General features: G+C 62.7%; 12 protein-coding genes. 6 read left to right on the top strand and 6 right to left on the bottom strand.

Translation table 11 applies throughout. From position 1 onward, the window contains the following. The first annotated feature begins 316 nt into the window (after nt 1-316). Genes AC0VX3_RS06095 through ptsP form a run of 4 tightly spaced genes read left to right on the top strand, consistent with a single transcriptional unit; the run spans nt 317 to nt 5,404 of the window. Nucleotides 317-1,162, top strand: coding sequence for an MIP/aquaporin family protein (locus AC0VX3_RS06095; protein WP_475523958.1), 846 nt, complete (start codon nt 317-319; stop codon nt 1,160-1,162). Further along, on the top strand, nt 1,159-2,226 hold the full coding sequence (gene dhaK, locus AC0VX3_RS06090) for a dihydroxyacetone kinase subunit DhaK (RefSeq protein WP_475523957.1): 1,068 nt from the start codon (nt 1,159-1,161) through the stop codon (nt 2,224-2,226). The genes AC0VX3_RS06095 and dhaK overlap by 4 nt, the downstream gene beginning before the upstream one ends. A gap of 2 nt (nt 2,227-2,228) precedes the next feature. Beyond that, nucleotides 2,229-2,888 carry a dihydroxyacetone kinase subunit DhaL gene (dhaL, locus tag AC0VX3_RS06085; RefSeq protein ID WP_475523956.1) on the top strand — a complete coding sequence of 220 codons (660 nt, stop codon included), beginning with the start codon at nt 2,229-2,231 and terminating at the stop codon, nt 2,886-2,888. Continuing rightward, the gene (ptsP, locus tag AC0VX3_RS06080) at nt 2,885-5,404 is read left to right on the top strand and encodes a phosphoenolpyruvate--protein phosphotransferase (protein ID WP_475523955.1); all 2,520 of its coding nucleotides are present in this window, start codon (nt 2,885-2,887) and stop codon (nt 5,402-5,404) included. The genes dhaL and ptsP overlap by 4 nt, the downstream gene beginning before the upstream one ends. Before the next feature lie 40 nt (nt 5,405-5,444). Here ptsP and AC0VX3_RS06075 read toward each other — a convergent pair whose 3' ends face one another. After that, nucleotides 5,445-6,365 (bottom strand): DMT family transporter, encoded by a 921-nt coding sequence (locus AC0VX3_RS06075; RefSeq protein ID WP_475523954.1) that lies wholly within the window; start codon nt 6,363-6,365, stop codon nt 5,445-5,447. Nucleotides 6,366-6,451: 86 nt separating this feature from the next. Between AC0VX3_RS06075 and AC0VX3_RS06070 the strand changes: the two genes are divergently transcribed. Both AC0VX3_RS06070 and AC0VX3_RS06065 read left to right on the top strand, forming a co-directional pair. Beyond that, on the top strand, nt 6,452-6,826 hold the full coding sequence (locus tag AC0VX3_RS06070) for a winged helix-turn-helix transcriptional regulator (protein WP_475523953.1): 375 nt from the start codon (nt 6,452-6,454) through the stop codon (nt 6,824-6,826). 31 nt (nt 6,827-6,857) lie between these two features. Next, on the top strand, nt 6,858-7,535 hold the full coding sequence (locus AC0VX3_RS06065) for a M50 family metallopeptidase (protein ID WP_475523952.1): 678 nt from the start codon (nt 6,858-6,860) through the stop codon (nt 7,533-7,535). A gap of 132 nt (nt 7,536-7,667) precedes the next feature. On the opposite strand, the gene AC0VX3_RS06060 is transcribed toward AC0VX3_RS06065, so the two are convergent. From AC0VX3_RS06060 to AC0VX3_RS06040, 5 genes are all read right to left on the bottom strand, one after another. Continuing rightward, the gene (locus tag AC0VX3_RS06060) at nt 7,668-7,991 is read right to left on the bottom strand and encodes a TOBE domain-containing protein (protein ID WP_475523951.1); all 324 of its coding nucleotides are present in this window, start codon (nt 7,989-7,991) and stop codon (nt 7,668-7,670) included. 4 nt (nt 7,992-7,995) lie between these two features. After that, nucleotides 7,996-8,775 carry an ABC transporter ATP-binding protein gene (locus tag AC0VX3_RS06055; RefSeq protein ID WP_475523950.1) on the bottom strand — a complete coding sequence of 260 codons (780 nt, stop codon included), beginning with the start codon at nt 8,773-8,775 and terminating at the stop codon, nt 7,996-7,998. Beyond that, nucleotides 8,772-9,566 carry an ABC transporter permease gene (locus AC0VX3_RS06050; RefSeq protein ID WP_475523949.1) on the bottom strand — a complete coding sequence of 265 codons (795 nt, stop codon included), beginning with the start codon at nt 9,564-9,566 and terminating at the stop codon, nt 8,772-8,774. The genes AC0VX3_RS06055 and AC0VX3_RS06050 overlap by 4 nt, the downstream gene beginning before the upstream one ends. After that, on the bottom strand, nt 9,563-10,570 hold the full coding sequence (locus AC0VX3_RS06045) for an ABC transporter permease (protein WP_342893036.1): 1,008 nt from the start codon (nt 10,568-10,570) through the stop codon (nt 9,563-9,565). The genes AC0VX3_RS06050 and AC0VX3_RS06045 overlap by 4 nt, the downstream gene beginning before the upstream one ends. Nucleotides 10,571-10,844: 274 nt before the next feature. After that, nucleotides 10,845-11,951, bottom strand: coding sequence for an ABC transporter substrate-binding protein (locus tag AC0VX3_RS06040; protein ID WP_342893037.1), 1,107 nt, complete (start codon nt 11,949-11,951; stop codon nt 10,845-10,847). Between the last annotated feature and the right edge of the window lie 69 nt (nt 11,952-12,020).

Genomic DNA, 12,020 nt, shown 5'->3' with positions numbered 1-12,020 from the left:
CGCGGGTCGCCGCCGCCCCCCTGCCCACCTGATGCCCATCCTTCGCCGCCCTGCCATGGCATGACCCGTTGCTGACCGGTCAGGTGGCAGTCTCATCCCTGATCAGGCACCCGCCGCCGGCGGCCGCGCCAGGGACCGCAGGGCCCACCGCCCCCAAAACTAAGAAATTTTTACAGTGTTGATCGGGATCAACTCGCTGCCCGGCCTACCTGTTACTGTTTCTGCGAGCAGCATTGCTTCCATCAGAAGCGGCTGCTCCCGGCTGAAACATTCGGCCCCAGAACACGAATTTCATAGTCAATGGGAGCAGGAAGCAATGAGCAAGGGTATCATTCCTGAAATGGTTGCCGAGGGCATAGGAACGTTCATTCTCGTTCTCTTCGGCGTGGGATCTGTCGCGGTGTCCGTGTGGACCGGTGGCCTCAGTCTTTGGCCGGTATCGATGATGTTCGCGCTTGGCGTGGCGCTCGGCGTCTATGCCTCTGGCAAGGTCTCCGGCGGCCACATCAATCCGGCGGTCACGCTCGCCCTGGCCGTCTTCACCGGCTTTCCATGGGCCAAGGTTGCGCCTTACATCGTCGCGCAGTTCATTGGCGCCATGCTCGCTTCCGCAGCCATCTACGGCTTTTATTCCGGCATCATCGAGAACTATGAACTCGGCGCCGGCCTGGTTCGCGGTGCTCCGGGCAGCCAGTTGAGCGCCATGGGTTTCGGCACCTATGCGCCGAACCCCGCCTTCTTCGGCACAACCCAAGAAGCCTTCACCCAGGTCTCCCTGACGAAATGGTTCCTCTCCGAGGCCTTCACCACATCGATCCTCGTGTTCGGCGTGCTGTTCCTGACCGACCAGCACAACACTTCCGCGCCGTCAGCCAATCTGGCCCCGTTCTTCATCGGCCTGCTGGTTGCGGCGCTGGTTGCCTATGAGGCGCCGATCTCCATGACCGCCATGAACCCGGCAAGAGATCTCGGTCCGCGTTTCATCTCGTTCATCTTCGGCTGGGGCGAGATGGCCATTCCCGGTCCCCGGGGCGGCTGGTGGATCCCTGCCGTTGCATCTGTTGCGGGCGGTCTGGTCGGCGGAGCCTTCTATCGCGGCTACTACCGCGCGGTCTTCCAGACCTACGATACGGAAACACCCGAATGGGAGAAGAGGCCATGAAAAAGCTGATCAACAATGCCGAGGACGTCACCGTCGAACAGCTCAGGGGCTTCGGGCTCGCCCATGACGACATCGACGTGAATTTCGACCCGAACTACGTGCGTGTGGCCGGCGGCGTGCAGGACCGTGTCGCCATCATGTCCGGCGGCGGATCCGGACATGAACCGCTGCACGGCGGATATGTCGGCGTGGGCATGCTGGACGCGGCCTGCCCCGGCCAGGTGTTCACCTCGCCGACCCCCGACCAGATGTTCGAGGCGGGCAAGGCCGTGAACGGCGGCAAGGGCATCTTGCAGATCGTCAAGAACTACACCGGCGATGTCCTGAACTTTCAGATGGCGGCAGACATGCTGCGCGATGAGGGAATAGAGGTGCGCAATGTCATCATCGACGACGATGTGGCGCTCAAGGATTCCCTTTACACGGCTGGCCGCCGCGGTCTCGGCACAACGGTGATCGCCGAAAAGGTCTGCGGAGCGGCCGCCCGCGAAGGTTATGATCTCGACCGGCTGGCCGCGCTCTGCAAGAAGGTCAATATCCACGGCAAGAGCATGGGCATGGCGTTGACGTCCTGCACCACGCCGCAGAACGGAACGCCAAGCTTCGACCTGCCGGAGGACGAGATGGAGATCGGCGTCGGCATTCACGGCGAGCCGGGCATCATGCGCGACAAGATTAGGAGTGCGGATGAAGTCGCCGGGATACTGACGGACCATATTCTGGATGACGAGGCCTACAAGCGCTCGTTGAGTGAATGGGATCCGGAAAAAGGCGACTGGGTCGATGTCGAAGTGACCGACATCACGCTGCAAAAGGGCGACGAGGTCATCGCCATCGTCAACGGAATGGGCGGCACGCCCCTGTCGGAGCTCTATACCGTCTACGCCAGGCTGGCCGAACTGACGGCACAGCGCGGCGTGAAGATCGTCCGCAATCTGGTGGGCAACTACATCACCTCGCTCGAGATGGCCGGCGTCTCCATCACGCTTGTGAAAACGGATGAGGAAATCCTGCGTCTTTATGATGCCCCGGTGAAAACGCCGGCGCTTCGGTGGGGAGTTTGATCATGACGGATCCGCTTGACGAGGCCGGAACAGTGACCGGTCCGATGGTGCGGGCATGGATCGAAAAATCGGCAGGCGTGCTCGCGGACAACCGCGCGCACCTCACCGAGCTCGATGGGCCGATCGGAGATTCCGACCACGGCAACAACATGGATCGCGGTTTCAAGGCCGTGGTCGAAAAACTGCCCGCAGGCGATGATATCGGCGCCCTGCTCAAATCGGTGGCGATGAGCCTGATCTCCAAGGTCGGCGGCGCCGCCGGACCGCTCTACGGCACCATGTTTCTCGATGGCGCCAAACCTCTGGTTGGCAAGACTTGCCTGACCGGAGACGACCTGGCGCAATTCTTCGATGACGCGGTCGCCGGCGTCATGAAGCGCGGCCGTTCGGAGGCCGGCATGAAAACGATGCTCGACGCACTTGTTCCCGCTTCGGAAGCGTTCAAGGCGGAAATCGCCAAGACCGACAACATCGCGGACGCCCTCAAGGCTGCGGCGGAGGCGGCCAAACAGGGCATGGAGGCCACCATTCCGATGCTGGCCCAGCGCGGGCGTGCAAGCTATCTCGGCGAACGCAGCATCGGCCACCAGGACCCGGGCGCGACCTCGAGCTACCTGATCCTTCAGGCCCTTTCCGACGCTGTTGATGAGGCGGCGAAGTGATCGGACTGGTTATCGTTTCCCATAGCGGCAAACTGGCCGAGGGCCTGAAGGACCTCGCCGACGCCATGAGCGGGCAGCCGGTGCCGATCGCCGCGGCCGGCGGCCTCGACGATCCCGAACAGCCGCTTGGCACCGATGGCATCCGGGTACTGGAGGCCATCCGCGAGGTCCTGTCGGATGACGGCGTCCTGGTTTTCGCCGACATCGGGTCGGCGCGCCTGAATGCCGAGATGGCCATCGACCTGCTTGAGCCTGACGAACAGGAAAAGGTCCGGTTCTGCGACGCCCCACTTGTCGAGGGTGTTCTGGCCGCCGCGGTCCAGATCGGCGCGGGCAGCTCCCTTGAGACCGTCCTGCGGGAAGCCCGCCAGGCAGTGCTGCAAAAGGCACCGGGCGAAGACCAGCCAGAGACCGCCGGGACCGCCGAAAGCGACGGTGTCACCCGCGAGTTCACAATTTCCAATCAGCTCGGCCTGCATGCCCGGCCGGCCGCGCTTCTGGTCACCGCGATGAACCGGTTCACCGGCGACATCCGTCTGGCCAATCTCAGCAAGGGCCGGCAGCCGGTCAATGCCAAGGGCATCAACGGCATCATGCTGTCCGAGGTCGCCGGGGGCGAGCGGATTGCCGTGACCGCGGACCCTGCCGAGGCCGACGCCGTGTTCGCCGCAATCGAGGACCTGATTGCCTCGAATTTCGGCGAGGAAGGTTCCGCGCCGGCCGCCCCGGTGCCGGTGCAACGAACCGCCCCGGCCAGTCCCCCGACGCCCTCCCGACCGGCCCGTCCCGTCGCGCCTGCGGGCCCCGGCGCGTTTGCCGGCATCCCGATCGCCGGCGGATATGCCCTCGGCCCGGTGCATCATGTCCGGCGCGATCTTCCGGAAGTCGAGCAGGTGGAGATCTCCGATCCCGCTGCCGAGATCGACCGTTTCAAGACAAGCCTGTCAGATGCAAAAAAGCAGATCGAGGACTCCCTTGCATCCGCTGGCACACGGATCAGCGCCTATGACCGCAAGATCTTCGATGCCCATGTCAGCTATCTCCAGGACCCCGAGATCATAGACACCGTGGCAGCGCGCATAGCCGGTGACCGCATTTGCGCGCAGGCGGCCTGGCGGGATGTCGTCGCGGACCTTGCCCGGACCTACGCGTCCCTCGAGGACCCCATGCTCAAGGCCAAGGCGGAAGACGTGATCGATGTCGGCCAGCGGGTCCTGAGCCTCCTGACCGGCGGCGGCCCGTCGGCCGACCATCCGTCCGGCCCCGCGATCCTGGCCTTTGAGGATCTGCGTCCTTCGGACATCCTCACCCTCGATGAAGACAACGTCCTGGGCATCTGTTCAAGCGCCGGCGGCAAGACCTCTCATGCGGCCATCCTCGCCGGAGCCCTCAACTTTCCGGTTGTCTTCGCCCTTGGCCCGGCGCTCGCGGGTGTCGCGGAAGGCACCCGGGTGCTGCTGGACGGCACGGCGGGAAAGATCATCGCGGCACCGGACGCCGAGACCGTCGCGGCCATGGAACAGGACCGCAAGACACTGGCAGATCGCCGTGCCCGGGCCGAGGCGGTCAGAACACTTCCGGCCGAGACATCGGACGGCCACCGTGTCCGGGCCGCCGCCAACATGGCGTCACTGGAGGAACTGGATGCCGTTGCCGGCAGCGGCGCCCGGGAAATCGGCCTGCTGCGCACCGAATTCCTGTTCATGACCCGCGACACGGCACCGACGGAAGACGAACAGTTTGAGGTCTACCGGACCATCGTCGACGGTCTCGACGGCCGCCCCCTGACCGTGCGAACCGCCGATATCGGCGGCGACAAGCCGGTTGCCTACCTGGACCGGCCTCAGGAGGCCAATCCCAATCTCGGCTGGCGCGGTCTGCGCTACAGCCTGGGCGTTCCGGAGTTCTTCGATCCCCAGCTTGCCGCGATCCTGCGTGCCAGCGCGTTTGGCCCGGTGCGGATCATGTTTCCCCTCGTCAGCACGCTCGACGAGGTGCTGGCGGCGAAGACGCACGTTCGCCGTGTCATGGACCAACTCCGCGCGCGCGGCCTTGCCTTTGACGAGGATCTTGAAATCGGGCTCATGATCGAGGTTCCGGCGGCGGCCGAAATGGCCGATGTCCTTGCCCCGCATGTCGATTTCTTCAGTATCGGCACCAACGATCTGACCCAATACGTCATGGCTTCGGATCGCGCCAACCGGAAGGTTCAGGATCTCTTCGATCCCTTCAATCCCGCCGTGCTGCGCATGATTGCCCGTGCGATCAAAGCCGCCCGCGCGGCAGGCATCTGGACAGGCATGTGCGGCGCCATGGCCGGCGATCCGGTGGCCGCCCCCATCCTTGTCGGCCTCGGACTGGACGAATTCAGCATGACACCTGCCGACATCGCCGAATTCAAGCTGACACTGCGGGGCCTGTCTTTGCCGGCGTGCCGCGACCTGGCGGCGGAGGTCCTGGACCTGACTTCGGCAAGGGCCGTCCGTGACCGGGCCACCGGTTTTCTCCGGCAGTGAGCCGCTGCCGGGTTTCCCGGAACCATGCCCCGGCACGAGTTCAACCGGAGCAACCACTTGGCTTTCGCCCGAGATTTCGAGCGGGCTTTCCTCCGGAATTACGCGTGACAAGATAGACGCCGAGAAGGATCGTCGGGATCGCGATCCAGGTGTTCCAGCCCGGTTTCTCTCCCAGGAACGCGATGCCGAGCAGCGTGCCCAGAACCGGAACGACATAATTCACCTGCTGCATGCGGCCCGCGCCGATACGCGGCACAAGGTAGAAATAGATGATGGCGGCAAGACCTGTCGAGCCGACACCCAGATAGATCATCGCAACGACCGGCGCGGTGGTCAGGTCTCCGAGGCCGCTTTCCCCTGATCCGCCCGCAAGCAGGCACGACACGGCAATCGCTCCGACGAGAACAGACGCCGCCGCGATCTGGAGAGGCCGGGGATAGGCGTATCTGCGCGAAAACAGCGTGGTGAAGGCATAGCACAGGGCGGCCAGCACAAGCGCGAGCTGTGCCTGAAGGCTGCCTGAGAAGCCCTGAGCCGCTTCCGGTCCGACCAGCATGCCCACGCCGGCGAAACCGGCCGCCGCGCCGGCCACCTTCAAGGGTCCCAGCGTCTCCTGCGCATGGATCAACGGCGCCACCGCCACCGTGACAATCGGTGCGATTCCCATGATCAGCGCGGCCAGACCCGACGTGACCTCCTGCTCGGCATAGCTGATCAGAAGGAAGGGAAAGACATTGCCGGTCAGCCCGACAACGGCTGCGATCCCCCAACCGGCCGCTCCCAGCCGGAGCCCGCCGTCCTTCACGAAGACAACGGCCAGCAGCAGAAGCGCGCCGATGATCATGCGCCCCGTGACCAGCGGCAAGGGCTCGAAGCCCCGCAGGGCGACGTTGATGGCCAGATAGGAACACCCCCACAGGAGTGTGAGCGACGTCCAGAGCCCGAATTCCTTTGCACTCACCCTTGCGCCCTCCTAGGGTCTGTGGACAATCAGGATTGCTATGACTTCAATAGCAAGCTATGAAAAACATAGCAACAGGAGACGCAGTGGCAGGCATTCCCGTCCCCGGAACAGCGGTGCGCGGATCGCGCAGCGGCAGTCCGATCATGGCGATGTTCGACCTGCTCGGCCGCCGCTGGGCCATGGGCGTGCTGTGGACGCTCGCCGAAAGGGGTCCGTTTACATTCCGCGCGCTCCAGGACGCCTGCGAGACAATTTCTCCAGCCGTCCTGAACGCCCGGCTGAAAGAATTGAAAAGCGCGGAGTTCGTTTGCCAGGGCCCTGGCGGCTATCAGGTGACGGACCTGGGGCGCGAGGTCTACCAGGCCTTGCTGCCGCTCTCCCGTGTCTCCGGAACCTGGGCGGAACAGCTTGCCCGGGCAAACAATGCGGAGAGGCCGGAGCGCGACGACAGCGCATGAACCGGACGGCCCCGGAGAGACAGGACCCCGAATGACCTTTCTGAAAGGCCACTGGCAGCTCATCGTGATCCTCTCGGTGCTGTTCCTGTTGTGGAACACGCCGGTCGCGATCCCGCTCAAGATTCTGATCGTCTATCTGCATGAACTCGCACACGGACTGGCCGCCGTCCTCACAGGCGGCTCCATCGTTGAAATTTCGCTGTCGCCGCAACAGGGCGGCCACGCCATCACCCGTGGCGGCAGCCGCTTCCTGACGCTGACGGCCGGATATCTCGGCTCGCTGCTTCTGGGCCTCGCGCTGCTGCTGATTGCATTGCGCACCGAAGCCGACCGGCTGGTGCTGGGGGCATTCGCCGTCGTCACCCTGCTGGTGGCCGCGTTTTACGTCCGGGATCTGTTTGCGCTGGCCTTCTGCATCGCCATGGGCCTCGCCATGCTGGGCATCGCCCGCTATCTCGATCATTCGGTCAGCGACATGGTGCTGAGGGTGATCGGTCTGGCGAGTATCCTCTATGTCCCCTACGACATTTTCGACGACACCATCCGCCGCTCGGACGCCCGCTCGGACGCCTACATGCTGGCGGAGGAATTCGGCGGCCCGACGATCTTCTGGGGCGGCCTCTGGCTGCTTGTCAGCCTCGCCGTGATCGTCTTCGCCGTGCGCTACGGCCTTGGCCAGGCCAGCAACATAAGCTTTCGAAAGACCTGACAGCGCCGGCTGCCCTGCTTGCTGCTTGATGCTTGCCGCGCACCGTTCGACTCACGTTTGCCCGGTGCACGGCTGGATTGGCCTGGGGTACGGACCCACAAATTCAAATGGGCCCGACTTACCGAGATTGGATCAGTCCCGCAGGACTGCCATAGCTTCCTGCGACCAGCTGGCCCAGACCGGCGCTTCGCCCAGTTCAGTTGCCAGCGCCGTTTCCACATAGGCGCGCATGGCGAAATCGGGAGCGTCTTCCGCACGCAGGTCCAGCTCGGTCCGGCTGCCCTTGAAGGTCCGTCCCGCAACCCGCACGGCGATCGAGTTGGGCAGGTCCCCGGGCCTCTCGAGGGACAGCTTGAGGCCTTCGAGACGGATTGAGGCTGCGACCTGCTTGCCGGGCTGCAAACCACCGGTCACGGGCGGTCGTCCCGCCAGCTTCAAGCCCTGCCAGTCAAGCATGACATCAGAACCACTGACCGCGTCGACACGCCCCTCGATCAGGTTGGTCTCTCCCACGAACTCGGCGACAAAGCGCGATGTGGGATGGAAATACAATTCTTCCGGCGTTCCGTCCTGTTCGACCATCCCGTTGTTCATGACCACGATCCGGTCCGACATGGTCAGTGCTTCGTCCTGGTCGTGGGTCACGAAAAAGAAGGTCTTTGACGTTCCGGCGCTGGATCGACTTCAGCTCCGCCTGAACCTGCCCGCGCAGCTTGGCGTCCAGCGCGCCAAGCGGCTCGTCAAGCAGCAGCAGCGCCGGGTCGGGAGCCAGCGCCCGGGCAAGGGCCACGCGCTGGCGCTGCCCGCCCGAAAGCTGGTCGGGGAGACGATCTGCAAGGGCCGAGAGTTCGAGAAACTCCATCAGTTCGTTGCAGCGCCGCACGATGTCCCCCTTGCTGAGCCCTTTCAGTTCCAGGCCGAAGGAGATATTGCGGCGGACCGTCATATGCGGGAACAGCGCATAATCCTGAAACACCATATTGACCTTGCGCCGGTTGGGCGGAAGCCTGGTGACGTCTTCGCCGTTGACGATCACCCGTCCGGAGGTGGGAGTCTCGAAGCCCCCGAGAATCCTCAAGGTGGTCGACTTGCCGCAGCCGGACGGCCCCAGGAAGGTGACGAATTCGCCCTCCCTGATCGTCATCGTCAAGCTTTTCAGAGCCTCCGTGTCGCCAAAGCGCTTGTTGACCGCTTCCAGGCGAACAATCTCCCCGGCACCGTTTTCTTGGGAGTCTGTCATGATTGTAATTTCCCTTGTTTCATCCGGCGCGTGGTCCGTTCGGCCCAGATGCCGAGGAGGCCCGTCAGAACCAGAACCACGGTCGCTATTGCGTTTATTTCCGGCGACATGCCCGAGCGGAGCTTGGCGAAGATGAGCACCGGAAGTGTCGGCTGGTAACCTCCCAGGAAGAAGGACCGGACGAAGTCATCGAAACTGATCAGCATGCAGAACACGCCGCCGCCGATGAGAGCCGGCCGCAGATAGGGCAACGTCACCCGCATGAAGGCAATGATCGGATCGGCGCCGAGATCCTGGGCCGCGTCGAGATGGCTCCTGGGCAGAGTGCTCAGCCGGGCCGCGACGATCAGCACCACGAACGGAACATTGTGCACCGCATGGCACCAGATGATGGCGCCGGTTCCCGGCGGAATGCCCCAAAGCTGCGCATAGATGCGGAAGGAAATCGCCGAAATGATGCCGGGAATGAGCGCCGGCAGCAGCGTCAGTCCGTAAATGAGGCCCTTGCCGATGAAGCCGCGTCCGTTGAGAAGCACGGCGATCCACACGCCGACAGCCAGGGAAACGAGCGTCGACGAGATGCCGATCAGCATGGAATAGCCGAAGGCCGACAGGACTTCCGCGTTCTCGAACACTTCAAGGTACCAGTCCAGGGTCCAGGAGCGGATCGGGAAGCCGATGAATTTGGAATCCTTGAATCCCATCGTGACCATGAGGATCAGGGGAATGAAGATGTAAAGAACGAACGCCCAATAGATCATCGACATCACGAGACGTGTATGACGAGTCATTTGCGCACTCCCTTCTGCAAGCGGGTCATCAAACGCCCGAAGGCCAGGCTGATCGCCAGCGCCGTCACGAACATCAGGCACGCGAAGGCCGCACCGGTCGGCCACTCGTCGCCGGCCGTATGGAAGAAGCCTGCAATGGTTTCGGCAAAAACCGTCGTCGAGGGGCCACCCAGAAGAACCGGCGTGGCGTAATATCCCGTCGAGATCAGGAAGACGAGCGTCGCTCCGGAGGACACGCCCTCCAGCGACAGCGGCAACGTCACCTTCCAGAAGCGCGTCCAGGGGCCGGCACCCAGGTCGGCCGCGGCTTCCGTGTAGCTGCGCGGCAGCTTCTCGAGGGCCGAATAGAGCGGCAACAGCATGTAGAGCGCGCTGAGATAGATGATCCCGACCGACAGGGAAAAGCCCGTATACATGAAGGGAATCGGCCGGTCGATCAGGCCCAGCCACTTGAGAGCGAGGTTCACCGCGCCATTGTTGCCCAGAAGGATCATGATCGCGTAAGTCCGCACGATCTCGCCGACCCAGAATGGAATCAACAGCAGCAGCAGAAAGACCATCTGGTTCGAGCGTTTGACGTGGCGGGCCAGAAAATAGGCAACCGGATAGGTCAGCACAAGCGTCGCCAGGGTCAGTGTGGCGGCGAAGGCCAGCGTCCGGAAAAACGGCATGATGAAGATGGAGCTGCCGAAGAAGCGCCCGTAGTTGTCGAGCGTGAACTCATTTTCATAGCCGCGCGACACCGGATAGGCATCGACAAAACTGACGTAGAACATCTGCAGCATGGGACCCAGATGCTGGGTCAGGACCCAGAGCACGGGAAACGCAAGCAGTATGGCGAACTGGCGCCGCGGCGAACTCAGGAGCGCGTTCGAGAACGCTTGATAGAGCTGCGAGGCCGCTACCGCTCCCCAGAAGGATCGCCCGCCCCGCTCACCCGCCCGGTCCCCGGCGCTGCGCTCTCCCGCCAGTATCGCAGCGCTGGTTTGAACCTTTCCAGACATCGTTTTTCCTTCGAACAAGACTGCGGCACCCGGTCGGTGCCACGGTTGTTTCAATTTTATCCGGATTTCGAAAATTGCCGTAACCGATTGCGCGGCGCCTTCCCCTCGAAGGCTGAACGCAACGGCACCGGGGTGCCTGCCGGCAATGACATCCGGGGACGCGAAACGCGCCTCCGGATGCCCGTCCTGCCGGCACCCCGCCCCGGACAGTCTCGATCAGATGACCGGGACGGTGCACTTGTGTGTTGACAACCTGATAGCCGTTTGCCGGCAATCAGGCAGCCTTGATCTCTTCCACCGCCGGGTCAACAAGCTCGTATTTCATCTTGTTGGCTTCCGCACGGAAGAACTTCATGTTCGCAAGTTCTTCTTCCGGGAAGCTGGTCGAAGCCTTTTCCGCATCCGTAAGGTGCTGGGAGGCGTCCTTGTAGGTGGATATGAAACCGGACGCCCGGCTCATGGACGCGCCAATTTCTCCCGATGCGAGAATGGCGTTCAGGAAGGTATAGGCGTTGTCCTGGTTTGGAGCGTTGTTGGCGATGTTGTAGGTATAGACAAAACCGTAGCTGCCTTCCTTGGGAATGGACATGGCGACCGGGAAGCCGTCGTTCATGAGCGCCGCGATCGGACCGTTCCAGGCACAGGCAAGAGCGATGTCCTGGTTGACGAACATCTGCTGCACTTCGGCGCCGCCGTCATAGTATTTGCGCACGAGTGGCTTTTTCTCGATCAGGAAGTCCCGGGCTTCGGCCACGATCGCCGCGGCTTTTTCCGGATCGTCCAGATAGGCGACCATGTTGCCGTCGTAGCCCTTCATCAGCATGACGATGGACAACATGTCCTGAAGGACATAGGCCGTCTGACCGGCATATTTTTCAGAGAAAAGCGTGTCCCAGGTGGTCGCTTCCTCGGCCGAGACCAGTTCGGTGTTATAGGCGAACACTTCCATGCCCGAAAGGATCGGCGCGCCCCACTTGTTGCCGTTGATCGTCGACCAGTCGCTTTCCGAGTAAACCGGATTGATGTTGCCCCAGTTCGACAGGCGGGTCGGGTCCATCGGCGCCAGAAGATCGCTGTCGATGAACTGAAGGAACCGGTGGCCGGCGACAGTCATGATGTCGACGGTGGGATTGTCGGCTTCCGCGGCCAGCAGGTTGAACTGCTTGCCCTGATCGTCGACCAGCCGAACATTGACCTTGATCCCGGTTTCGCTCTCGAATTGCTCCTTGAACGCGTCCGGAACGAAGTTGGCATAGGTCCAGATATTCACTTCCCCGCCTGCGGCATAGGAGCTGCGCAGATAGGCCGGAGAAGCCAGAGTGGCTCCCGTTGCAGCCGCTGTACCAAGGAATGCTCTACGATTTAATATCAACTTTTTCATGCAGTTTCTCCACTGTTTGTCCACGTGATGATCTTTTATATTTTGTGGACCGATCCCCTCTAATGGCCG

The sequence above is a fragment of the Roseibium sp. QJM3NY_11 genome (assembly GCF_056173175.1).
The sequence above is the reverse complement of the archived record's forward strand: the minus strand, read 5'-3'. Positions and strand labels throughout refer to the sequence as shown.

Excerpts from the sequence above, each read along its gene's own strand:
- AC0VX3_RS06095 (WP_475523958.1), top strand. The coding sequence starts at position 317 with ATGAGCAAGGGTATCATTCCTGAAATGGTTGCCGAGGGCATAGGAACG.
- dhaK (WP_475523957.1), top strand. The coding sequence starts at position 1,159 with ATGAAAAAGCTGATCAACAATGCCGAGGACGTCACCGTCGAACAGCTC.
- dhaL (WP_475523956.1), top strand. The coding sequence starts at position 2,229 with ATGACGGATCCGCTTGACGAGGCCGGAACAGTGACCGGTCCGATGGTG.
- AC0VX3_RS06065 (WP_475523952.1), top strand. The coding sequence starts at position 6,858 with ATGACCTTTCTGAAAGGCCACTGGCAGCTCATCGTGATCCTCTCGGTG.
- AC0VX3_RS06060 (WP_475523951.1), bottom strand. The coding sequence starts at position 7,991 with ATGCTTGACTGGCAGGGCTTGAAGCTGGCGGGACGACCGCCCGTGACC.
- AC0VX3_RS06055 (WP_475523950.1), bottom strand. The coding sequence starts at position 8,775 with ATGACAGACTCCCAAGAAAACGGTGCCGGGGAGATTGTTCGCCTGGAA.
- AC0VX3_RS06050 (WP_475523949.1), bottom strand. The coding sequence starts at position 9,566 with ATGACTCGTCATACACGTCTCGTGATGTCGATGATCTATTGGGCGTTC.
- AC0VX3_RS06045 (WP_342893036.1), bottom strand. The coding sequence starts at position 10,570 with ATGTCTGGAAAGGTTCAAACCAGCGCTGCGATACTGGCGGGAGAGCGC.
- AC0VX3_RS06040 (WP_342893037.1), bottom strand. The coding sequence starts at position 11,951 with ATGAAAAAGTTGATATTAAATCGTAGAGCATTCCTTGGTACAGCGGCT.